Genomic DNA, 21600 nt, shown 5'->3' with positions numbered 1-21600 from the left:
ATGCTAAAATATTTTCTGTGTCATAACTATATTATATTTTTAGAAAAAAAGGAATGATTTATTTCATTTTTCTGAAAACTATTCACATTTCTGTCATAAGTTATTCATAAAATCGATTATCGATCTTTTTCAAGTAACTCCTATCTTCTTTATTTCTTTCTGAATCTTGCTGCCTAAAAATAGCAAGATTCAATTATAGATTATACCAATATGTAAAGAAAAAGATATTGTAACTTCTTCAAAAAAGCGCTAAAATAAAAATAAGAATTTTCTGAATACTCAAAGAGTAGGTGAGTTTTATGACTTCTTTAGTTCGATCTTACATATTTCGCTTTTTGATTGGGTTTCTCATTCTCCTTATGTTCAGCCCACTACCCTCGTTATTATTAACGCAGGAAGGCTCTTATTTTAAAAGCTTATTTAATATTTTTTATCATTTTATTCATTTCTCTTCAATTTCCATCCCTATGATTGACTGGATGCATGAATCCATTCTTTTTTCACCTCAGCTCATTATAAATTCAGGAGCTCCCTTGCATGCTTCAGAGCATTCTACACCTTTGTTCCCTTACGTATGGAAGATGTATTTTTTCTCACTGACACGTTTTATATTTACTTTAGTAATCGGTTTTTCGATTAGTTTCGCAATGGGACATATTTTTTTAAGAATTCCAAAATCGATGAAAAAATATGCCTCACTATTATACTGGATTCCTTATTCATTCAGCGCTGTTATATTGCAATGCACAGTGATTTTATTTTCACTCTATATCGCAAAACATATCATCATTCCATCTTTCTCTTCCATAGTAATAATCCTGAGTGCAGCGATGATTATTGTTATGCAAGCAATAAAAAAATGGATTCCTTTTTTAAGTCATGCCGAAACACATGAAATTCATACCCATTCCTTTCTTATAAATACATTATTTACCACTCTTATTTCTAATCATAAATCTCTTTTCAGTTCTATTATTGTTTCATTTTGTTTCATGGAGTGTATTTTTCATACGAATGGTTTATTACAATTTATGATTCAATTTGGAGGAGCTTCACCAACTATAGTCGCAATTTGTCTGCTCCTTCTTTATATTCCGTATATTATTCTTTCTTTTCTCCAATCGGTTTGGAGAACAAAAGATTCAAAACATGCAACATCGCCTGTAACTAGAACAATGTTAAAATGAGGTAAAACTTGAATCTGCGAGGGTTTCTTCACCATATCCTAATTATGAACCCTCACCAATCGAGCTGTTACTCCCCTAAAATAGCAGTAAATAATGAAGCAATCTAGTTTCGTCCACAACCAATTCCTTTCTCCTTCCATTTTCAAACATGTAAATGGAAGGTTATTCTTTATCAAGAAGGATAAAATAACAAAAAACGATTACCAATTAGCAAAACATGTCAATTTCTGCGTGTTTTCTTTGACTATTATTTTCGTTTCGATTTATTATAAAAGTATAACATACTTGCAGGAGGTGACATCTTTATTCCACTTTGGAGTAAGGAACACACTTGGACATATTAAATATTTTTCTTGTTATTTTACTTATTCTCATCTCAGGCTTCTTCGTTGCCTCTGAATTCGCAGTTGTAAAAGTACGAAAAAGCCGAATTAATCAACTCGCAAACGAAGGAAATAAACAAGCCTTAGCTGCTAGAAGCGTTGTCTCAAATTTAGATGTATATTTATCAGCTTGTCAACTCGGCATCACAATCACTTCTTTGGGACTCGGTTGGCTTGGTGAACCAACAGTAGAGCATTTACTGCATCCTGTATTTGAAAAAATAAATATTACTGGTCCAATGGCTAATACACTATCTTTTATTATGGCCTTTAGTATTATCACCTTTTTTCATGTTGTATTGGGTGAACTTGTACCAAAATCTTTCGCTATTCAAAAAGCCGAAACAATTACTTTAATGTTCGCTAAACCACTTATTTGGTTTGACAAAATTATGTACCCTTTCATTTGGCTATTAAATCATACAGCCTTATTTTTCACAAAACTATTTGGCTTACAACCGGCAAAAGAAAATGAACTTGCTCATTCTGAAGAAGAATTACGACTTATTTTAGGCGAAAGCTTTAAAAGTGGAGAAATTAATCAAGCGGAATATAAATATGTTAATAATATTTTTGAATTTGATGATCGTGTTGCAAAAGAAATCATGGTTCCACGAACAGAAATGGTTTGTCTCTCTACTGAAAATACATTGGAAGAAAATATGGAGACTGTTGCCTCCGAGAAGTATACACGCTATCCAATTATTAAAAAAGATAAAGATGATATCATCGGCATGATTAATACAAAAGAAATTTTCCATGATCAAACAAAAGGGATTCATAAGCCTTTAGAATCCTATATCCATCCTGTGTTAACCGTCTTTGAGACGGTTCCAATCCGTAAAACATTAATTCATCTTCAAAAAAATCGCGTGCAAATGGCCATTGTAATGGATGAATATGGCGGAACAGCTGGATTGTTAACGATGGAAGATATTATTGAAGAGATTATTGGAGAAATACAAGATGAATTTGATGATGATGAATCACCGATGATTGAGAAAAGAACCCCTAAGCTCACTGTTTTAGATGGGAAAGTTCTTATTTCTGAAGTGAATGACATGTTTGGCTTACATATTGATGATAGTGATTTAGATACAATCGGTGGTTGGTTGCTTTCTCAAGCAGTTGATTTAAATATTGAACCTGGATATTCAGTTGAATATGATGGATTTCAATTTAAAGCTTTAGACCTTGACGGCCATCAGATTAAAAAGATCGCTGTACATAAATTAGATACTATAAAGGAGTAGTAAAGTGACTGTTATATTAACTCTTTGTATCATTGCATGTTTTATCGTTTCATTTATTGCGTTTATCTATCCGATTATCCCTGGCATACTTGCTTTGTGGGCTGGATATTTTATTTATTATTTTGGGATAAATGGTGGTGAGTTAACCACTTCTTTTTGGGCCATTCAAATTGTATTTACGATTATTATTTTCATTGCTGACTTTATTGCCAATGGATATTTCTTAAAAAAATACGGAAGCACGAAGTGGGGCGAACGTGTTGGCATAGTATCTATCATCGTAGGTTCTTTTTTCTTCCCGCCCTTTGGTCTTATTATCATCCCATTTCTATCTGTATTTATAACGGAACTGATCCACAAAAAGACGCCAAAGGATGCTTTCATGGTTGGGATTGCAACCGTTATTGGTTTTTTAAGTAGCACAGTAGCAAAAGCTATTTTACAAATCATTATGATTACCCTATTCATTTGTTATATCCTTTTCTAACCATCTCTTTTTAGGGATGGTTTTTTATATGCAGCACCAACGCGGCTATTTTCATATCTTTTCTACTATTTTTTGATTAAAAAGCTTCCCCCATAAATAGAGGAAGCTCTGCTATATAGATCATACAAACTTATTTCTTTTCTTTTGAATCTGAAGATTGTGTATCTCCACTCGTTTCCTTATCTTTCTTTTCATCTTGTTGTGTTGTTGTTTCCTCATCTTTCTTTTTTTCTTCTCCATTATTACAACCTACCATAAATAAAGAGCTCGCAAGTGCCATAGCAGTTAAAGATTTAACCCATTTATTCATTTGCTTATCCTCCCTTTGATAGAATATGTACACTCTCATATTACTTTCTATTTTTAAAGCTAATATTAGAAAACAGTAAATATATAGTAAATGTTTGTAAATTTCAAAATAAAAAAGCGAATATTTTTTATTTTGAAGCACTTTCTTCTATAATGAAAGTACTATAGCAAAGAAAGGTGGATACAGATGGAACTTGGATTATCTGGTAAAACAGCATTGGTTGTAGCTTCTAGTCAAGGCTTAGGAAGAGCAATTAGTACAGCACTTGTAAAAGAAGGAACAAATGTTATGTTACTCAGCCGCAATAAAGAAAGTTTAATCTCATTGCAAAAAGAATTAACCGCTCTTAATATGGGAAAAGTTATGTATACAGTTTGTGATATTACAAACAAAGAAAATATTAAAGAAGCGGTAAAGTATACAGGAGACACTTTTGGCACAATTGACATTTTAGTCAACAATGCTGGTGGTCCTAAACCTGGTACATTTGAGCAACTAGCCGATGAGGACTGGTACCATTCATTTGAGCTAAACTTATTAAGCTATGTACGTATGATTCGTGAAGTTCTTCCATATATGAAAGAACGTGGCGGAAAAATTCTTAATATCGCATCTTCTTCTATAAAAGAACCGATTCCTGGATTATTGCTATCAAATACGTTCCGTACTGGCATTACAGGGCTGTCAAAAACTTTAGCCGCAGAACTTGCTCCCTATCATATTTTAATTAATACAATTGCCCCAGGTCGTATTGCTACCGATCGCGTTGCTTCTTTAGATGAAATGGCTGCTGAAAAGCGCGGTATAACAGTGGAAGAAGTTCAAAAACAATATGAATCTATGATTCCTCTCGGAAGATATGGTCAACCTGTAGAATTTGCTACGTTTGCTACATTCCTTGTCTCTGAGGCAAATTCATATATGACAGGACAATCTTTTCTCGTTGATGGTGGCATGGTGAAAAGTCTATAAGGTGGAAGGGGGATTATTGCAAAAAAGACGGTGTGAGCCGTCTTTTTATGCAAACTTCTCATTCATAAATACCTGTCCAATACTATACTCTTGCTTCACTACATATTGCCAAACACAATATGCATAACGATTCATTTTCACAAAGCATTTTTCTAAAAAAGCACGAAACTCAGGATTAGCAACCTCTACAGCTACTTGCGCAAAATATAATGCTAATTTTTTCAAATGCAAAATATATGAAATCGCAATTCCTATATCTCCTGTACTAATCCTTTCTATCTCTATATGATTTTGAATACGCGGAGAGATTAATTGCTCACAAATCATCTGCTGTACATTTTCTCCTTCTTGAAAATTCACCTGTTCATTATATGCTTGTAACATATATGGTAACTGTTGCTGAAGTATACCTTTTAATTCTTCATCTTGGATTTCATTCATGTACTCTCCCATATTATATATAAGAGAATAGCTATGCCTCATTAGCTCCTCTATACAATTCATTGAATCGCTCCCTTCACTTTCTTTATACACTTATAAATATGGGGCAAAAACATTCGCTATTCTTGCTATCAACCAATCCCAACTACTAATTTTCTCGAAATCCTTCTCATGGAGACGTTTTGAGCTATGAAAGTCTTCATCAAGTTTCCTCTTTACTTGATCAACAACAGCTTTATCATATATAAAACATTCCGACTCCGTATTCAGATAAAAACTTCGATTATCAAAGTTAGCTGTCCCGACATCAACACTCATTTCATCAACAATTGTCACTTTCCCATGAAAAAAGCCATTTTGATACTGATAAATTTCTGCCCCATCATCAAATATCTTCTTTAAATATGGATAGGCAGCTTGTTTAAGAAAAAGAGCATCACTTTTTAAAGGAACGAGAATCTTCACTCTTACTCCTCGATTTAATGCTTCTTGTAATCCTTTCATCATTTCCTTACTCGGAATAAAATACGGGGTTGCAATTACTAATGATTTCTTAGCCCGTCCAATAAATGTACCATATTCATTCCACAACCCTTTTCCATCTGAAAATACATATTGATATGGTACGTTATTTTCTATTTTCGGTCCTTTATATAAAGAAAGCCCTTCCCCAGTATCAGCTTGCCAGTCTTTTGCAAACTGTTTCTCCATATCAACTGCCCCATCTCCTTCAATACGCATCTGATAATCACGCCATTTTCCAAACTTAGGATTTTGACCGAGATATTCCTTTCCTATATTAAATCCTCCAATATAGGCTACCTTTCCATCAATCGCAACAATACGTCGATGATTTCGTTGATGGAGGGTGAAAAAGAAATGTTTAAATGTAGGCCTTTTACTAAAAGTAAATTTGACCCCTTTTTTTCGTAAAAGTTCGATTGTTTTTTTCTTCATTTTATAGCCACCAATACGATCTACTGATAGCTTCACATCTACACCGCTTTCGGCTTTTCTCTCTAACAGATGTAAAAATTTTTGACTTATTTTATCTTTGCCCACAATATAAAAATGAATATATACATACTTTTCCGCATGCTCTATATCATCAAATAATTTGTCATATAAATCATTTCCATCTGTATACACTTGGAAATTACCGTAACGTATGTTTGATATTTTATGTTCAGTAATCATTTTTTTCCCCATTTCTACATCGATATTCATCCATGCACCTATGAGACATAATATAAAAAATATAAAGTGCTTCACGGATAAAGTCCTTTCTTCATAAAGTGAAACTTTGATCATGGGTGATTATGAGCTCTCACCAATCGGGCTGTTACAGGCAGGCGAGCTCCCACCTATCTTCCTTGCTTCTTTCTGAATATTGAGGCGGGAGTCTCACTTACCTAAAAGAGCGGAATACACTTTCCTGCTTATATCTTTCCTTTTTCCACTCATTAACATACAACAAAAAAATCTTTTCCTATATGATATATGTCCCTGTCAAATAACCAAAAAATGACATATTGTATGTTGTACCTTAAAATAAAGGAGGAAGTAACAATGGGTTTTGCATGTGGTAATGGCTTTGCGTTACTAGTCGTATTATTTATCCTCTTAATTATCGTCGGCGCTGCTTGTTTCTGCTAATGAGCACCTCACGATACGCAGATGAAAAAACTATAAAAGCGGACCCCTAAAATAGGTGTCCGCTTTTCATTTTGCACATATATGTATTACAAATTTAACAATGTCGCAATTTTTTTACTCTCAGCTTTGTGAATATAGCGCTGATTTGCACGTAAAACAGCAATTTCATACAGTTTTTTCTCCGCCTCTGTTTCTGGAATCACGCGAGGGACAGGAACCGGCTTATTCTCTTTTCCAAGTGCAACAAATGTAACAAATGATGTTGCCGCGATACGCTGATTACCTGAAATTAAATCTTCCGCTACGACTTTCACAAACACTTCCATCGAGGTGCGCCCTGTCCAAATAACGAATGATTCATAACTTACACAATCTGTAGAACGGACTGGATGTAAAAAATCTACCCAATCCATTGATGCTGTTACACATTCCTTCCTTGAATGCCTTGTTGCCGAAATGGATGCAATCATATCCATTTCAGCTAATATTTTACCTCCGAACAACGTATTATGGTCATTTAAATCCGTTGGAAATACCCGACTCGTTTTAAAAACTCTTGATTCATTCACTGTTTTTCCCTTAACTTCTCCCATTTCCTTCACCTCTTTAATCATTGTTTTACATAAAAATAGTAATCTTTCTATTTTCTCTAATATGACAGATATTAAACTAGGTGAATTACATATTATATATTAACAATTTTTAGAACTTTATGTCTATTAAAAAGAACCGATTGTTATCAATCGGCTCCTCTAAATACATATTGCTCCTTGGGCTGTTCCACTTTATTCCACTTCGTTACTTCTAATACTGGAATATTCGCACGGAATGGTTGATAAAATTCAGTTGAAATGGTTCCCTCAACTTGAATCCAGTCATCATTTTTCCATTCTACTCCTTCTGGCTTTTTAACCAACATACCATATACACCGGAATCAGCAACACAATGAATAATCCCAAATCGGAATAAGAAATATTGTTCTTTCGTTGAAGAATCATCACGGAACACAAATCCTTTAAATGAAAGGGTCTTATCTGTAAATTCACCCGGATAATTATAAATTGTCTCCATTCCTTTTAAGAAATCCTCATCCTTTAAAGTAATATGTTTTTTTGTAACATATTCTTTTTTCCCTTTCTCCATTACACCACGATATCCTTCTTTTCCATAGTAAATGCTCGTATCAGGTCTTAAAAATTGCCTTCTCATAAATGGATCTGTACTATCAGCTTGTACAACAGGAAAATGAAATCCTTTCGTTTTCACAATATCTGAATCTAATGTTGCAATCGGAAAAAAGAGGCCTGAAATAATAGGAAAACAAAATAATGTATATGAAAATATTCGTTTCCACCATGTATTTTCATCTTTCGAATGATCATGTCCGCAGTGACTATGATTACAACTACAATCATGCTGTTGTTTTTCTTTCTGATGTTCTTTTTGAAACGTAACCACAATTTGCACAAATGTTAAAAAACCAAAAATAATAGCTGCTGTTGTAGATAAATACGCGTACTTCATATTAATATACTTTGTTATATTCCCTGAAATATGAAGCTGCGCAATTAAAATTGTAAATCCAAGCAAAATATACGCTCGAAACATAAACTACCACCCCATCGCATAAATGAGTAGTGAGCTTGCATAAACGACAAATGTAACTGTAGCTATCACAACAATTACAAATTTTGTTTTAAATGTCGCAAGCATCATAAACATATTTTTAATATCTACCATCGGTCCATAAACGAGGAACGCGACAAGTGATGCTGTTGAAAATGTACTTTGGAACGAAGATGCAATAAAAGCATCAGCTTCTGAACAAAGCGACAAAATATACGCTAACCCCATCATAACAGCTGATGAAGAAAATGGCCCTTGTCCAATCGCTAGTAACGTTGATGTTTGTACAAACGTTTGAACTGCAGCAGCAATGAGCGCCCCAATGACTAAATATTTTCCCATTGAGAAAAATTCTTCAACAGCATGTGTACATACATCCCACATTTTCTTACGTAAAGGGCGCTTATGATTGATTTCCGGAAAATGATTATCACGTAGCTGATGGTTTTTAAACATAAATGACAGTATAAGCCCAACAATAATTGCTACTACAATTGCTACAATGGAACGATACCATACCATTTTCATATTACTTCCAAATGCAACGTATGTTGCAAATAATACGACTGGGTTAATAATCGGTCCTGTTAACATAAATGCAATTCCAGCATATGGGGGAACACCTTTTCCAATTAAACGTCTTACAATGGGAACAATTCCGCATTCACACCCTGGAAACATCATGCCAAGAAAAGTCGCTAAAAGGACTGATAAAAATCGGTTTTTCGGCATCCATTTTGCTACCATGTCCTCTGTCACAAACATTTGAATAAGTCCTGAAATAAATACACCAATTAGCACAAATGGTAGTGCTTCAATTAAGATTGAGATAAAAATCGTATTCATTTGCAGGAATGCTTTTGGTAATTGAAACAATTCCATGATGTATTTCCTCCACTTTTTCATTAACAATATGTAATTTTAAACCTTATTCATAAATCGAGCAACCCTTATGAAATTTCGAATTTTATAAAATTATATATTTTTACATAGACAGCTAAGACACGATAATAGCGAAAAAAGCTGTTCTAGCTTCATTTTCATACTAAGCTAGAACAGCTTTCTTGATTATTAAAAATAACGTTTCTTCCAAAAAATAAAGGCTAAACTGCAAGATAGTACCGCACAAATAATCATAACAACTAGAAAACCATGCGGATTATTTTCAAGCGGAATTGCTACATTCATTCCAAAAAAACTTGAAACCATGGTTGGCAAAGATAAAATAATTGTAATAGAAGTTAATAATTTCATCACACTGTTCAAGTTATTTGAAATAACGGAACTAAACGTATTCATCATTCCGCTCAAAATATTGCTATATATTTCAGCCATTTCAATAGCCTGTTTATTCTCAATTAATACATCTTCTAACAAATCTTGATCATCTTCATACATCTTAATAAACGTATTATTGCGCATTAATTTTTGAATTACAATTTTATTTGCTTTTAAAGATGTTGTGAAATATACTAAACTTTTCTCAAGGCCTAATAAGGTGAAAATTTCTTTATTTTTCATCGACTTATTTAATTGATGTTCTAAGTCGACTGTTTTCCGATTAATTTGCTTTAAGTATCTTAAATAATACGTTGAAATCGTATATAAAAGTTGCAGTGCAAACCGCGTCTTTTTAAACGTATAAAATTCTTTAATACGCTGATTAATAAAACGCTCAAAAATCGGATTTTCTTCTAAACAAATGGTAACAAAACATTCTGGCATAACAATCATACCAATTGGGATTGTATCATATATTGAATTCCCTTCTTCATCATGCCTTACGGTAGGGATATCGACAATAATCAGTGCATTGTCATCTTCTTTTTCAATACGCGAACGTTCTTCGTCATCCAAAGGGTCTTTAATAAAGTCTAATTCTACATTCAATGTTTGTACGAGAAATTGAATTTCCTCTTCTGTTGGATGAAGTACATTAATCCAACAACCTTTTTGAATTTCGTCAATTTCTTGTAATTTTCCGTTTCGGTCTGTTAAATAAATATTTAACATACTATCACCCCGATTCTTTTTACATGTACATGTGGGAATCTACCTCACTTAAATAACAGTTTTTAAACCACCATGTTCAGCATATGAAACAAATGTTGAAATTTCAATAGAAAAATTATTTCGAAACGCTTTCCCACAAATCTTTTCAAATAGAAAAAGACAGAGTTGACCCTGCCCCTCAGAAAGCTTATGTTGCCTTTATAACATATTTAGAAAGCATCCACAAGTTAAATAAAACTGAAATCGTGTATCCAGCATATGTTGCAATAATAAAGCTGACATAATCTAAGTATGGCAACAACATAATGTTTAGACTAACTTTCACAGCAACTCCAATCAACAAACCTAGCACTGTTTTTTGCTGTTGATTGATTCCTTGAAGCATTGCGGCAGTCACTGTAAATAATGAAAATAAAATACATGCGGGTGCATAGTACTGTAAAATACTACTTCCCATATAAGGATCATTCCCCACTCCAAATAAAAACGTGTACACTGGTTTTGCTAACACCATCATTCCAATTGCTGCTGGAAAGGTTATGCCAACTACTAATACATTTGTTTTTGTAAAATGTTTATACAATCGTTGTGTATTACCTGCTGTATAAGCTTTTGTCATTTCCGGAACAAGAGACATGCTAAAGGCTGTCGCAACAGAAACTGGAATTAGTACAACCATTTGCACGAGACCGATGATTGCATTAATCTTCTCAGCCTCTCCCTGTCCATATCCAACTTGTATTAATAGCTTATTAATCGTAAATGTATCAATCGTCTGGTAGAGCGGAATTGCTAAACTGACTACAACAAATGGAATCGAATAAGTAAAAAGTTCTTTATATAATGAGAAAAAAGATTTTGTTGTTTTTGGAACACTGGTTACTTCTTTTTTCTTCAAATACTTTCGCCTTCTCATATAATAAGCACTTAAAACACTTAATCCAGCTACCGCTCCCATAAACGCTCCAAAAGTTGAAACACCAACCGCTAACGAAATAGATGCTTTACATATATGCAAAACAACAAAACTTCCTATTAAAATTGTTAAAACGCGAAATATTTGCTCAATCACAACACTTGCCGCTGAAGGGCCCATAGATTGAAACCCTTGAAAAAAACCGCGTAGCAAACTCATCACAGGTACAATGAATAAAGCAAAACTTACGATTTGAATGTTATACGTAACAGCACTTATGCTATTTCCAGTTTGATCATTTCCATCAATTACAATTTCGGCAAGGTGTGGCGCTAACATAAATAATAATAGAAACGAAATCATTCCCATAAGTATCATAAAGATGACTCCACTTTTCAGAACTCTTTTAACCGTATGGTAATCATTTAACTGATCATATTTTGAAACCATTTTTGAAACAGCAAGAGGCAACCCCATTGTTGCGATACTTAACATAATCGTATACGGTCGATATGCATAGGTGTAAAGTACATATCCACTCGTTCCTACCATAGCTGTAAACGGAATTACATATATGAAACCTAGCATTTTTGATATCATTGTTGCCGACGTTAAAAATACTGTTCCACGTACAAACGGTGATCCTTTCATTTCATTCCCCCGCTACGCTTTATTATTACACATTATGGACAACTTCTTCCCTTTAGAACAACAATATAAAAAAGCCAATGAAACCACTGGCTTTAACGAACTGTTTTTCTCTTTTTTAAAACTTTCAATCCAAAATATATAGCAATAAACAATACTGCTCCAATAATGATATAATGCGTATAATCAGCGGCGTATTCTTTTATATGACGCCAATTTCCTCCGAGCTTTTCCCCTAAATAAATAAAGAAAATAGACCAAGGTATAATCGCTACAACTGTATAAAGAGTAAAAAGTTTTAACGGCATTTTAGCTAACCCTGCCGGAATAGAAATCGCATGGCGTACTACTGGTATAAATCTAGCAGAGAAAATGACACCAGCGCCGTAGCGCTTAAACCAATTTTCAGCTATATCTAAATGATGCTTATTAATCAGCAAATATTTTCCATACTTTTCAACTACTGGACGACCTCCGTAATACCCTAACCAATATAAAAAGATTTGTGCTAATGTCCCACCAATTGTACCTGCAATTACCGCACCTACAAAACTAATCTTCTCCTGCGCAACTAAAAAACCAGCATACGAAAGAACAATCTCACTTGGGATAATCTCAATCATCAATCCTAGGGCAACACCAAAATATCCTAGACTTGCGAAAAATTGCAATAATTGCTCTATTAAATTCGCTAACATGTCCTTACCTATCTCCTTTTCTGTTCACATACCTTCCTATTATCCCACAAAGATTTGTTCATGCCAATATATTCATGATTCTCTTTTGAATGTATGCATCATAATGCAGCAATAGACCACATCAAACCATTCTTTCTCATCTCTTTATTCAATCTAGCATTGGTTCTTTATGCTTATCTTTCATAAATGTAAACATTTCTTTAATTTGCCATTCTGTATTTCTAGCAACAGATAATTCCGGCATTTCATTCTCTCCAAAAAACTGCACATCTTCTGTTTCTATGCTCGTTTGCTTTTTGCCTCCAACAATTTCACAGCCAATAAATATCTTATATATGTGTGTTGCCGATGGCGATGAATGATGTTTCTCCTTATCTAATATTGCTAATAACCTAAAATGATCCACTTCATATCCAGTTTCTTCATAAACTTCCTTTGCAGCGACTTCTGTTGGTGTGTAGCCAATATCTGCCCAACCGCCTGGTAACGCCCATTTCCCATCACTTTTTTCCTTTACAAATAATAACTTCTCATCTTGAAATACGACAGCTCGAATATCTACTTTTGGCGTTTGATATCCCGTCTCACTTGCAAATAACGTTTTGACCACTTCCCAATCTGTCTCTGTATAATGGGACATGATTGAGATGGATAAATCACGCAATTGTTGAAATCGTTCAATATCATATACATCTTTTGAATACGTTAATCCAGCTTGGGCAATAGCCTGTATTTGTTTGACCCATTCCACCCATTTCCCTTCCATTTTCATATCACCTGCTTCTTATTTCATCTTTGATCATTTCAACACTTTTCTTATGCTATATTTCACGAAGCCCTATTTCCATTATAGAACAAAAAGGAGATTGATAGTGAGCTCAATCTCTTTTTTTATCATCCCAATTCATGAAGATGCTCATATATATATTGCCTTCGATTTATGATATACTGAAAAATCATCTCAGCTTCTTGATCAAATGTTTCTATCTTTTCTTTCATATACGGATCTTGCATCATAAAGGGACGAATCGATTTACACAATTCTTCTACTTTTGGTCTCATAAAAGAAACTGTAAATTTTTCTTCTAAAATCTCTTCTAAAATACTTCGATATTGTTTACGAAAAGCTGGTATATCCAAAAGTCTTGCACTTAATGTATTATATCCTTGAATGCGAATATACTCGTGATTAAGGGGTCTTCCTTCTACATCTCGCCCCCAAGTTGCATCATAATCCCACGGTATGACTTCAAATAAGTTTGTTTCATCATTATGATACAATGCGTAGTTATGCACAAATCCATCAAAATTTTGAGTGAAAATTACACCTGCCAGCCACCGCAAATACTTTTCAACATGAAGATATTTTACAATTTCCTTTTCATATTTTTCACGAGGAATCACATTTGCTTGATAAACAAATTCGCTAAGTTGCTCTTCACTATTTTCATTCGCACACTTAAATTCGTATCCTGAAAAAAGTTCTGTTTTCACATCCTGATTTCGTTCACTTATTAAAGAAAAATTCGCATCATCATCAACCGCATAAAAAATAGATCCACTTGGTAATCCTCTGCTCTTCAAAAAGTTTTCATCAACTGATTCTAATTGTAAATATACTCCTTGCACTTGACCGTTTATTTTCACAAACACATGTTGTGATTTTGGGGAAAGTACTCCTATCTCATCAAAAAAATCCAGTGACAACTTGTTTCGAATAAGAGATGGATCTTTGAACTCAGAATTCAAATGAAATTCTTTTACCCCATGAAAGTGCTTTGGCTTATAAAACATCACATGATACGATTTCTTCTCAAATTCACGAATATGTGCCCCACGGTAAACAATATCAATATCATATTTTCTCTTACCATACGTTAATTTTGCCGGGACAGGACTATCTGACCAAATATCCTTCTTTAGCTCTACCAAATACATTGGATGAATAAAAAAATCGTAAGAAGGCAACATTCTTTTTCCCCCTCTTCTCATTTCTCTTCATTCAATGTATGCTAATTGTTTTGTCCCTACATCCGCTATCTATCTATTTTTCTAAAATTTACACTCTTGTCTCATTCACGAAATATCTCCCTCTCATATTATGATTACTGGTAAGAAAATACAAATATATTTACACTATACTAAGGAGGGCTTTCTATGAAAAGGGATATAAGAAAAGCTGTCGAAGAAATCAAAAGTGCGGGTATGGAGGACTTTTTACACCAAGATCCGTCTACTTTTGAATATGATGACCATTCGAGCCAAAAGTGTGACAAGCATTCTCGTGGTCATCAATGCCGTAAAAAATGTCGTTGTCCTCGTACAAAATGTACGCACGTTAAACATTGTACATTTGTCTCGAAATGCACACGCGTCAAACACTGTACATTTGTTACAAAACGCACTCGTGTCCGCGTACAAAAATGGACATTTGTTACAAAATGTACACGCGTTAAAGATTGCAAATTCGTTACAAAGCGTACACGCGTAAAGAAATGCACGTTTGTTACAAAATGCGTTCGTTATGAGAAAAAACATTATTGGACAAAACGATGCTACTGTAAAAAATGTGTGTTCTATCCAAACAATCACGGCCATCATCAGGATGACTATCACGACAAAAACTCGAATCAAAAAAAGAAAAAATATGATTATTGGTGGTATCGAAAACGTCATCAAGATCATTGTGATGAGCACGAAAAATAAGAAAAGGCCGCGGATAGCGGCCCTTTTTCCTTCTAATAAAATGTCATATGTGGTTTCGCTTCCTTATAGTATTGTAACCGCTCTTCTAATGTACCTGTATGACATTCAAACTTATGTCCATCTGGATCAGTAAAATAAATAGATTTACAATCTCTTACATCTCGTTTTCTTCCTTGTAAAATATGAACATCATTTTCTTTTAATCGCTGTAATAATCGCTCAAAATCTTCTTTCTCGATAGAAAAAGCAATATGTGTATAAGATTGATGGATTTCCTTTCTAGGAATATCAGTCTCTTCATTCAGTGCTACCCAAGTTCCACATATACGAAAATAGGCAAGCTTTCTTCCCTTAACTAATAATTCTCCTTCTAATACTTTTTCATAAAATGCAATGGATGTCTCCAAATTCGAAACAGAAAAACAAATATGATTGATTCCTTTGATCAACATGATTCCTCCTAGTGCAAAAAGATGAGTGAAAATTCACCCATCTTTCATTTTACTACTTTTTCGTTATATATGCCCATTTATAACTAAAATCACCACCAAAAGTATGATTAGCAATCCCTTTTACATATGGCTTTTCTAAATATGCTGTACTTTGTTGATACGATGGTGAAATGGCAGCATCTTTACCAATTAATATTTCCTCAGCCTCAGCAAGCGCCTTCCAGCGGGCAGCATCATCTTTCAAAAGTTCACCTTTTGATTTCGCTATAAGCTCATCATATTCCGGATTCGAATAAGCCATTTCGTTAAATGAACTTCCTGTTATAAACATATCTAAATATGTCATTGGATCTGGATAATCTGGGCTCCAAGCTGAAAGTGAAAATTCATATTGTAATTTCTTCTCTAAATCTAACTTTTGCTTATATGGCTGTTGTTTTAAATTTACTTTTAACCCTGGTAAATTTTTCTCTAGTTCCTCTTTAATAAAGTCCCCAACTTTCTTACGGCTACCGTTATCATCATTTAACAGTTCTACAGTTATTGTCTCTTGACCGAGTTCTTTCTTCGCTTCCGCCCATAATTTTTTTGCTTTTTCTACGTTATCTTTTTTATCGCGGAAATTTTTATTCACAGTACGGAAATCCTTTCCATCAGGTCCTGTTGTGAACTTTTCTGGTACTAAGAAATACGCGGGTAAAGAACCATCATTTAAAATAACATTTGCAATTCCTTTTTTATCATATGCTAAGTCAATCGCTTCTCGAACCTTTTGATTTTTAAACGTGGGATTTTGTTGGTTAAATCGTAAGAAATACATACGTGGGTCTAATTTCGTCTTAAACTCATCTGGTTTATTTTTTTTATATTTATCCACAAATTCAGAGCTTAAAATAACGCGATCTGCTTGATCACTGTCATATAGGTTTACACTCGTGCTCGTTTCTTTTACAACACTTACGTTAATTTCCTCTAACTTCACGGTATCTTTATCCCAATAATTCGGGTTTTTCTTTAATTGATAACTTTGTTCATGTTTCCATTGTGACAATGTAAATGGTCCATTATACAAAATGTTATTCGCTTCTAATGCGTACTTATCGCCTTGTTCCTTTACAAACTTCTCATTTAAAGGGAAAAAGGTTGGGAACGAAGTCAGTTCAAGAAAATATGGTGCGGGTTGCTCTAATTCAACTACTAATGTTTTATCATCTTTTGCTTTGACCCCAAGTTGATCAAGCGGGAGTTCCCCTTGATTTACTTTTTGTGCATTTTTCACATCAAATAAAATAAAAGCATATTCAGCAGCCGTTGCTTTATCAAGCGCACGCTGCCAAGCATATACAAAATCTTGAGCACGAACTGGTTCTCCATTAGACCATTTTGCATCGCGTAGTTCAAATGTATATGTCTTCTTATCTTCACTAATCTTTACATCTTTAGCCATACCTGGAGTCGGTTTATTATCTTTATCTAATCGATATAAGCCTTCCATTGCATTTACAAATACCCGAAACGACACAGAATCTGTTGATTTCGATGTATCCATCGAAGGAATTTCTGCCGTTTCTAATAAGTTGAGCACTTGTTTATCAGCTATTCCTTTACTTGATTCCTTCTTTGTTGTTGATACCTTCTCCCCATTTCCACATCCTCCAACAAACATACTAGTTGATAACATAAATACAGCAAGTGTTGAAACTTTTTTCTTCATCGATCCTTCCCCCCACTCTGTATGTATACAATAAAGCATGTATGATTGTATTATACAAAAGATTCTGATTTTTTAAAATAATTTGTTTGAATAATCAAAAAAAAAAAAAAAAAACGCACGGAAAACAATATTCCCATACGCTTTTTACAGTATCTTTTTCGAATCATCCCATTGCAATTCATCATCTAACTCAAATGAATTTTGAATTTGAAATACATCTTCCATCATTTTTAAAAATTCTTTTTCTCCTTGCGGCTGTCCATTTATCGAAAGAGAATACGGTTCAATCTCATGCAATTGATAATCAACAACGAACTGAATCATAACTTTTCTTCTTGGCATATCTCGGGTATATCCATGAAATTCAACCAACTCTAAACCATCAGTTCCCCGATAATAATCCCATTGTGATTGTTGAAAATACAAGTCAAACGATTCACCAATCGTAAAGAATGGGTACTCATAAAGCGAACTTGTTCGCACCTTTCGGATCACATCTTGATCAGTCGGAAAGAAAAAATGACTTAAAAGTATACTAGTAGCCGTTAAAACAGTAACAATTGCTGCTCCTATTTTGCTTGTTCCGCCACTATCACGAATCAAATAACTTTCGATTGCTTTATCTTTAATTTCTTTCGCCCTTATTCGATATATTTTTCTCTCAGCAAATCGATAATATAGTCCATTTGCAAAGAGCCCCACTCCTATCATCATTAAAATGAGGAGTAAAAATGTAAGCGGAGCTATATTAATAATAGGAAGTGCTACATTAAAACCCATATAGTAAGAAAACGCATCGCATGCTACTAACGAAATTACAAATAAAAAGGCTGGCAAATAATACTTACGATACCCAAACCATCCAACATTAAAAATAGCTGCCCAGCCGTTCCAACTCCATCTTGCAATTCTTTTATCCTCTTTATCCCATTTCTTTCTATAATATGGATAATGCACTCCAACAAATTGTTCGATAGCTGTTTCAAGTGGAGAAATTCCCCCGTTTGATTCATTATGCAATATTCGCTGACAATCATTACAATTCCACCGATTATCAGCACAAGGATTTCCACAATTTATACACTGCAAAACGATCCCTCTTTCCATGACTTTACCCTATTCATTAACTTACAGATATAGTAAATAGAAGATTTCTCCTCCGTTCACTCCACGACTTTTTTTCATAGAGGGTCTATTTTTATTTCAAAATCCCCTCATGCTTTAATAACCATTCTTTCCTCCATAATCCGCCTGTATAACCAACAAGCTTTCCACTTTTTCCAATTATACGATGACAAGGAACAATGATTGAAATTGGATTTCGACTATTCGCTCCACCTATTGCTCGCACAGCTTTTTGGTTCCCAATTTTTTTTGCAATATCTAAATATGAAGCGCTCGTTCCGTATGGAATGGTATAAAGAGCTTCCCAAACCTTTTTTTGAAATGCTGTTCCCTCTGCTGATAGTGGAACAGAAAACACTGTTCTCTTCTGATTAAAATATTCATCTAATTCTGCAATACACTGCTCAACAACAACATTTGGGTTCTCTTCCCCTTGTTCTTCAACAAATAGAATAGATGTAATCCCTTTTTCATTTGCTGTAACTTCAAGTAATCCTACTTCACTTTTATAATAAGCTCGATACATATTCTATCCCCCAGTATATTTCATATTTGTAATTGTAACACAAACTACAACTTTAAGCAGTGAAGAACCCCTTTCCGTTCTTTTTCAATAAGCGTTTTATTATGGAAATCAAGATGATAATGATACAATGATGAAAACGACTGCAAGGAGGAATAAATGTGAATACGCAACTTTTCTCACCATTTACGATTCAAAATGTTACATTAAAAAATCGTATTGTCATGTCACCAATGTGTATGTACTCATCTGAAAATGAAGATGGCAAGGTAACGAATTTTCACCTCATCCATTACGGAACAAGAGCGATGGGCCAAGTCGGACTTGTCATGCTTGAAGCAACAGCTGTTGCCGCCGAAGGACGCATTTCAAATAAAGATTTAGGCATTTGGAATGATGAACATATTGAAGGATTACAGAAAACCGTATCATTTATCAAAGAACATGATTCAAAAGCTGCTATTCAATTAGCTCACGCTGGACGAAAAGCCGAACTACATACAGATCCAGTTGCTCCTTCAGCTATCCCTTTTAACGATAAAATGAAAGTTCCAGTCGCAATGAGTAAGGAGCAAATTCAAGATACAATCACAGCCTTTCAGAAGGCAGCAATCCGCTCAAAACAAGCTGGGTTTGATGTAATTGAATTACATGGTGCACATGGTTATCTCATTAACGAATTTCTTTCTCCACTATCCAATAAACGAACAGATGAATATGGAGGAACGGCAGAAAATCGCTATCGTTTTTTACGCGAAATCATTCATGCTGTAAAAGAAGTTTGGGAAGGGCCTTTATTCGTTCGTATTTCCGCGGATGATTATCATCCTGAAGGACTGACAGTAAATGACTATGTTCAATTTGCAAAATGGATGAAAGAGCAAGGCGTAGACCTGATTGATTGCAGTTCTGGTGCAGTCGTTCCTGCTCATATCGATGTTTATCCTGGCTACCAAGTCAAATATGCGAAACATTTAAAAGAACATGCTCAAATCGCAACCGGAGCAGTTGGTCTTATTACAAGCGGTGTACAAGCGGAACAAATTTTAGTAAATAGCGAAGCCGATTTAATTTTTGTTGGTCGTGAATTACTGCGCAATCCCTATTTTCCGAGAACAGCTGCGAATGAACTTGGCTTTGAACTAAAAGATCCTCACCAATACAGCCGTGCTCCTGGTAAAATTGCAAATACATCCAAATAAAAAACGAGAAGACTCTGTTCTTCTCGTTTTTTATCCTCTCTTTATGGACAATACGCTCCCACTAATAGAAAGTTTCATTTATTTCATTACGGTAATTTCTGTTGAATTATAAATATGAATAACTGCCTCTTCATGAAGCGCTGCAAGATACATGCCTCTAGCAACTTGTTCGGCAGAAATGGGTTTATACTTTTTTAACGTACCTTTAAATATGAATGGTAACAGGCCAAAGATTTTCCCTGCCATTCTTTCACCAAAACGAAATTCTTTTCGCTCTCCTAATAATAACGATGGCCTAAAAATATGAATACCTTCGATTCCTAATTTTTGCAATTCTTCTTCCATTTTCCCTTTTACTTGTAAATAGAAAAAAACGGACTTTGAGTTTGCACTCATAGAAGAAATAACAAGAAAATTTTGTACGCCTTGTTTTTCAGACAAACAAGCTGCACGCAATGTATACTCATAGTCTACCTTTTTAAAATTAGCTTTCGTTCTTGCTTTCTTAATCGTTGTTCCTAAGCAGCAAAATACATCATCAACAGCAAAAAACTCTTTATACTCTTCCAAGATCGAAAAATCCACTTGTTTTTGTTGTAATTTTTCATGCTTTAGTTGCAGCGGTTTTCTCACAAAAATAGTAACCGAATCATAGTAATCAGAATCAAGCAATAGCTGTGTTACTTCTTGTCCAACTAAACCGCTTGCGCCGAGTACCAATGCTGTTCGTTTATTCATTTACATTTATACCTCTTTATCTACTTTTATTCCGCTTAAGCGGAAAGCATATCTCCTAGTTTATCCAGCTATTTGTAAGCAGTAAGACTCCCGCCTCACAATTTTAACAAAAGCTTTGGAGAGAGTCTGCTACCCATAAAAAACTTCGCTATATAGGAGTTTCCTCTTTAATATTTTATCATAAGTACGAAACAATGAGTTATTTAAACGTCCTGCTCTTTTTCTTTTTCTACTTCCGCTGGCAACTTTGTTACCAATGTAGAATCACCTAAATTATGAATAACTGCCTTTAAAAAAATTAACACCCAAACTAACGGTACTACGACTGCCAATATAAATAAAATTGCCAATGCCGTGTAACTCAATCGCTCATCCCCTTTTTCTTTCTCTCCCTCAATATATGAAAACAATGTTGTCACATATGCACGTTCCCTAAAATTTAATACTGTTCTTTTTTACAAATTTATAACAAAAAACAAATCGTAATCATTATTATTTATTGCAACTTTTCTAAGAATGTATTATACTAAGTTCGCAACTTAAAACGTA

Annotated in this window: 24 protein-coding genes; 7 read left to right on the top strand and 17 right to left on the bottom strand. The window is 34.3% G+C overall.

Translation table 11 applies throughout. The features are described from left to right. Positions 1 to 299: 299 nt before the first annotated feature. From MR059_RS02615 to MR059_RS02605, 3 genes are all read left to right on the top strand, one after another. The gene (locus MR059_RS02615) at positions 300 to 1187 is read left to right on the top strand and encodes a hypothetical protein (protein WP_242161492.1); all 888 of its coding nucleotides are present in this window, start codon (positions 300 to 302) and stop codon (positions 1185 to 1187) included. Between the two features lie 331 nt (positions 1188 to 1518). Further along, the gene (locus tag MR059_RS02610) at positions 1519 to 2823 is read left to right on the top strand and encodes a hemolysin family protein (RefSeq protein ID WP_012094035.1); all 1305 of its coding nucleotides are present in this window, start codon (positions 1519 to 1521) and stop codon (positions 2821 to 2823) included. A gap of 4 nt (positions 2824 to 2827) precedes the next feature. Continuing rightward, on the top strand, positions 2828 to 3310 hold the full coding sequence (locus tag MR059_RS02605) for a DUF456 domain-containing protein (RefSeq protein ID WP_012094034.1): 483 nt from the start codon (positions 2828 to 2830) through the stop codon (positions 3308 to 3310). A gap of 130 nt (positions 3311 to 3440) precedes the next feature. On the opposite strand, the gene MR059_RS02600 is transcribed toward MR059_RS02605, so the two are convergent. Further along, the gene (locus MR059_RS02600; RefSeq protein ID WP_012094033.1) at positions 3441 to 3620 is read right to left on the bottom strand and encodes a hypothetical protein; all 180 of its coding nucleotides are present in this window, start codon (positions 3618 to 3620) and stop codon (positions 3441 to 3443) included. Between the two features lie 186 nt (positions 3621 to 3806). On the opposite strand from MR059_RS02600, the gene MR059_RS02595 reads away from it, so the two are divergent. Next, the gene (locus tag MR059_RS02595) at positions 3807 to 4592 is read left to right on the top strand and encodes an SDR family oxidoreductase (protein WP_012094032.1); all 786 of its coding nucleotides are present in this window, start codon (positions 3807 to 3809) and stop codon (positions 4590 to 4592) included. 45 nt (positions 4593 to 4637) lie between these two features. Here MR059_RS02595 and MR059_RS02590 read toward each other — a convergent pair whose 3' ends face one another. Further along, on the bottom strand, positions 4638 to 5096 hold the full coding sequence (locus MR059_RS02590) for a spore coat protein (RefSeq protein WP_012094031.1): 459 nt from the start codon (positions 5094 to 5096) through the stop codon (positions 4638 to 4640). Between the two features lie 30 nt (positions 5097 to 5126). Next, positions 5127 to 6305, bottom strand: coding sequence for a cardiolipin synthase (cls, locus tag MR059_RS02585; RefSeq protein WP_242161490.1), 1179 nt, complete (start codon positions 6303 to 6305; stop codon positions 5127 to 5129). 297 nt (positions 6306 to 6602) lie between these two features. Here cls and MR059_RS02580 point away from each other — a divergent pair, with 297 nt between their 5' ends. Next, the gene (locus tag MR059_RS02580; RefSeq protein WP_081428364.1) at positions 6603 to 6689 is read left to right on the top strand and encodes a YjcZ family sporulation protein; all 87 of its coding nucleotides are present in this window, start codon (positions 6603 to 6605) and stop codon (positions 6687 to 6689) included. A gap of 86 nt (positions 6690 to 6775) precedes the next feature. On the opposite strand, the gene MR059_RS02575 is transcribed toward MR059_RS02580, so the two are convergent. The 8 genes from MR059_RS02575 to cotH all read right to left on the bottom strand — a co-directional run bounded on the left by MR059_RS02575 (position 6776) and on the right by cotH (position 14562). Then, complete coding sequence (locus tag MR059_RS02575; RefSeq protein WP_012094029.1) at positions 6776 to 7282, bottom strand: acyl-CoA thioesterase; 507 nt, start codon at positions 7280 to 7282, stop codon at positions 6776 to 6778. A gap of 146 nt (positions 7283 to 7428) precedes the next feature. Then, a complete protein-coding gene (locus tag MR059_RS02570) occupies positions 7429 to 8298 on the bottom strand; it encodes a TIGR03943 family putative permease subunit (RefSeq protein ID WP_012094028.1) in 870 nt (289 codons plus the stop codon). 3 nt (positions 8299 to 8301) lie between these two features. Continuing rightward, positions 8302 to 9198 carry a permease gene (locus MR059_RS02565; protein WP_242161488.1) on the bottom strand — a complete coding sequence of 299 codons (897 nt, stop codon included), beginning with the start codon at positions 9196 to 9198 and terminating at the stop codon, positions 8302 to 8304. Positions 9199 to 9387: 189 nt separating this feature from the next. Further along, a complete protein-coding gene (locus MR059_RS02560; RefSeq protein ID WP_012094026.1) occupies positions 9388 to 10329 on the bottom strand; it encodes a magnesium transporter CorA family protein in 942 nt (313 codons plus the stop codon). Positions 10330 to 10516: 187 nt separating this feature from the next. Further along, positions 10517 to 11896, bottom strand: a complete 1380-nt coding sequence (locus tag MR059_RS02555) for a putative polysaccharide biosynthesis protein (protein ID WP_087094819.1) — start codon at positions 11894 to 11896, stop codon at positions 10517 to 10519. Positions 11897 to 11988: 92 nt separating this feature from the next. Then, positions 11989 to 12591 carry an undecaprenyl phosphate transporter UptA gene (gene uptA / locus MR059_RS02550; protein ID WP_048722816.1) on the bottom strand — a complete coding sequence of 201 codons (603 nt, stop codon included), beginning with the start codon at positions 12589 to 12591 and terminating at the stop codon, positions 11989 to 11991. Positions 12592 to 12739: 148 nt separating this feature from the next. After that, complete coding sequence (locus MR059_RS02545) at positions 12740 to 13357, bottom strand: NUDIX hydrolase (RefSeq protein WP_012094023.1); 618 nt, start codon at positions 13355 to 13357, stop codon at positions 12740 to 12742. A gap of 128 nt (positions 13358 to 13485) precedes the next feature. Further along, positions 13486 to 14562, bottom strand: a complete 1077-nt coding sequence (gene cotH, locus MR059_RS02540) for a spore coat protein CotH (protein WP_012094022.1) — start codon at positions 14560 to 14562, stop codon at positions 13486 to 13488. 186 nt (positions 14563 to 14748) lie between these two features. Between cotH and exsB the strand changes: the two genes are divergently transcribed. Continuing rightward, on the top strand, positions 14749 to 15297 hold the full coding sequence (gene exsB, locus MR059_RS02535; protein WP_012094021.1) for an exosporium protein ExsB: 549 nt from the start codon (positions 14749 to 14751) through the stop codon (positions 15295 to 15297). A gap of 32 nt (positions 15298 to 15329) precedes the next feature. Here exsB and fosB read toward each other — a convergent pair whose 3' ends face one another. The 4 genes from fosB to MR059_RS02515 all read right to left on the bottom strand — a co-directional run bounded on the left by fosB (position 15330) and on the right by MR059_RS02515 (position 19114). Next, positions 15330 to 15746 (bottom strand): FosB/FosD family fosfomycin resistance bacillithiol transferase, encoded by a 417-nt coding sequence (gene fosB, locus MR059_RS02530; protein WP_041809648.1) that lies wholly within the window; start codon positions 15744 to 15746, stop codon positions 15330 to 15332. A gap of 55 nt (positions 15747 to 15801) precedes the next feature. Further along, entirely contained in the window at positions 15802 to 17463 is a 1662-nt protein-coding gene (locus MR059_RS02525; protein ID WP_012094019.1) for a peptide ABC transporter substrate-binding protein, read from the bottom strand. A gap of 144 nt (positions 17464 to 17607) precedes the next feature. After that, a complete protein-coding gene (locus MR059_RS02520) occupies positions 17608 to 18570 on the bottom strand; it encodes a DUF2628 domain-containing protein (protein ID WP_012094018.1) in 963 nt (320 codons plus the stop codon). A gap of 91 nt (positions 18571 to 18661) precedes the next feature. Next, positions 18662 to 19114, bottom strand: a complete 453-nt coding sequence (locus MR059_RS02515; protein ID WP_012094017.1) for a methylated-DNA--[protein]-cysteine S-methyltransferase — start codon at positions 19112 to 19114, stop codon at positions 18662 to 18664. Positions 19115 to 19272: 158 nt separating this feature from the next. Here MR059_RS02515 and namA point away from each other — a divergent pair, with 158 nt between their 5' ends. Then, positions 19273 to 20313: an NADPH dehydrogenase NamA gene (gene namA / locus MR059_RS02510; RefSeq protein WP_012094016.1), complete on the top strand. Its 1041-nt coding sequence runs from the start codon at positions 19273 to 19275 to the stop codon at positions 20311 to 20313. A 78-nt stretch (positions 20314 to 20391) separates the two neighbouring features. Here namA and MR059_RS02505 read toward each other — a convergent pair whose 3' ends face one another. Beyond that, positions 20392 to 21051: an oxidoreductase gene (locus MR059_RS02505; RefSeq protein ID WP_012094015.1), complete on the bottom strand. Its 660-nt coding sequence runs from the start codon at positions 21049 to 21051 to the stop codon at positions 20392 to 20394. A 203-nt stretch (positions 21052 to 21254) separates the two neighbouring features. After that, positions 21255 to 21470: a hypothetical protein gene (locus MR059_RS02500; RefSeq protein WP_012094014.1), complete on the bottom strand. Its 216-nt coding sequence runs from the start codon at positions 21468 to 21470 to the stop codon at positions 21255 to 21257. Positions 21471 to 21600 lie beyond the last annotated feature (130 nt).

The sequence above is a fragment of the Bacillus cereus group sp. BfR-BA-01522 genome (assembly GCF_022662635.1).
Lineage (GTDB): Bacteria > Bacillota > Bacilli > Bacillales > Bacillaceae_G > Bacillus_A > Bacillus_A cytotoxicus.
The sequence above is the reverse complement of the archived record's forward strand: the minus strand, read 5'-3'. Positions and strand labels throughout refer to the sequence as shown.

Excerpts from the sequence above, each read along its gene's own strand:
- MR059_RS02580 (WP_081428364.1), top strand. The coding sequence starts at position 6,603 with ATGGGTTTTGCATGTGGTAATGGCTTTGCGTTACTAGTCGTATTATTT.
- cotH (WP_012094022.1), bottom strand. The coding sequence starts at position 14,562 with ATGTTGCCTTCTTACGATTTTTTTATTCATCCAATGTATTTGGTAGAG.
- MR059_RS02590 (WP_012094031.1), bottom strand. The coding sequence starts at position 5,096 with ATGAATTGTATAGAGGAGCTAATGAGGCATAGCTATTCTCTTATATAT.
- MR059_RS02520 (WP_012094018.1), bottom strand. The coding sequence starts at position 18,570 with ATGGAAAGAGGGATCGTTTTGCAGTGTATAAATTGTGGAAATCCTTGT.
- MR059_RS02565 (WP_242161488.1), bottom strand. The coding sequence starts at position 9,198 with ATGGAATTGTTTCAATTACCAAAAGCATTCCTGCAAATGAATACGATT.
- MR059_RS02545 (WP_012094023.1), bottom strand. The coding sequence starts at position 13,357 with ATGGAAGGGAAATGGGTGGAATGGGTCAAACAAATACAGGCTATTGCC.
- MR059_RS02555 (WP_087094819.1), bottom strand. The coding sequence starts at position 11,896 with ATGAAAGGATCACCGTTTGTACGTGGAACAGTATTTTTAACGTCGGCA.
- uptA (WP_048722816.1), bottom strand. The coding sequence starts at position 12,591 with ATGTTAGCGAATTTAATAGAGCAATTATTGCAATTTTTCGCAAGTCTA.
- exsB (WP_012094021.1), top strand. The coding sequence starts at position 14,749 with ATGAAAAGGGATATAAGAAAAGCTGTCGAAGAAATCAAAAGTGCGGGT.
- MR059_RS02595 (WP_012094032.1), top strand. The coding sequence starts at position 3,807 with ATGGAACTTGGATTATCTGGTAAAACAGCATTGGTTGTAGCTTCTAGT.
- MR059_RS02575 (WP_012094029.1), bottom strand. The coding sequence starts at position 7,282 with ATGGGAGAAGTTAAGGGAAAAACAGTGAATGAATCAAGAGTTTTTAAA.
- MR059_RS02525 (WP_012094019.1), bottom strand. The coding sequence starts at position 17,463 with ATGAAGAAAAAAGTTTCAACACTTGCTGTATTTATGTTATCAACTAGT.
- MR059_RS02615 (WP_242161492.1), top strand. The coding sequence starts at position 300 with ATGACTTCTTTAGTTCGATCTTACATATTTCGCTTTTTGATTGGGTTT.
- MR059_RS02505 (WP_012094015.1), bottom strand. The coding sequence starts at position 21,051 with ATGAATAAACGAACAGCATTGGTACTCGGCGCAAGCGGTTTAGTTGGA.
- MR059_RS02560 (WP_012094026.1), bottom strand. The coding sequence starts at position 10,329 with ATGTTAAATATTTATTTAACAGACCGAAACGGAAAATTACAAGAAATT.
- MR059_RS02600 (WP_012094033.1), bottom strand. The coding sequence starts at position 3,620 with ATGAATAAATGGGTTAAATCTTTAACTGCTATGGCACTTGCGAGCTCT.
- MR059_RS02515 (WP_012094017.1), bottom strand. The coding sequence starts at position 19,114 with ATGTATCGAGCTTATTATAAAAGTGAAGTAGGATTACTTGAAGTTACA.
- MR059_RS02570 (WP_012094028.1), bottom strand. The coding sequence starts at position 8,298 with ATGTTTCGAGCGTATATTTTGCTTGGATTTACAATTTTAATTGCGCAG.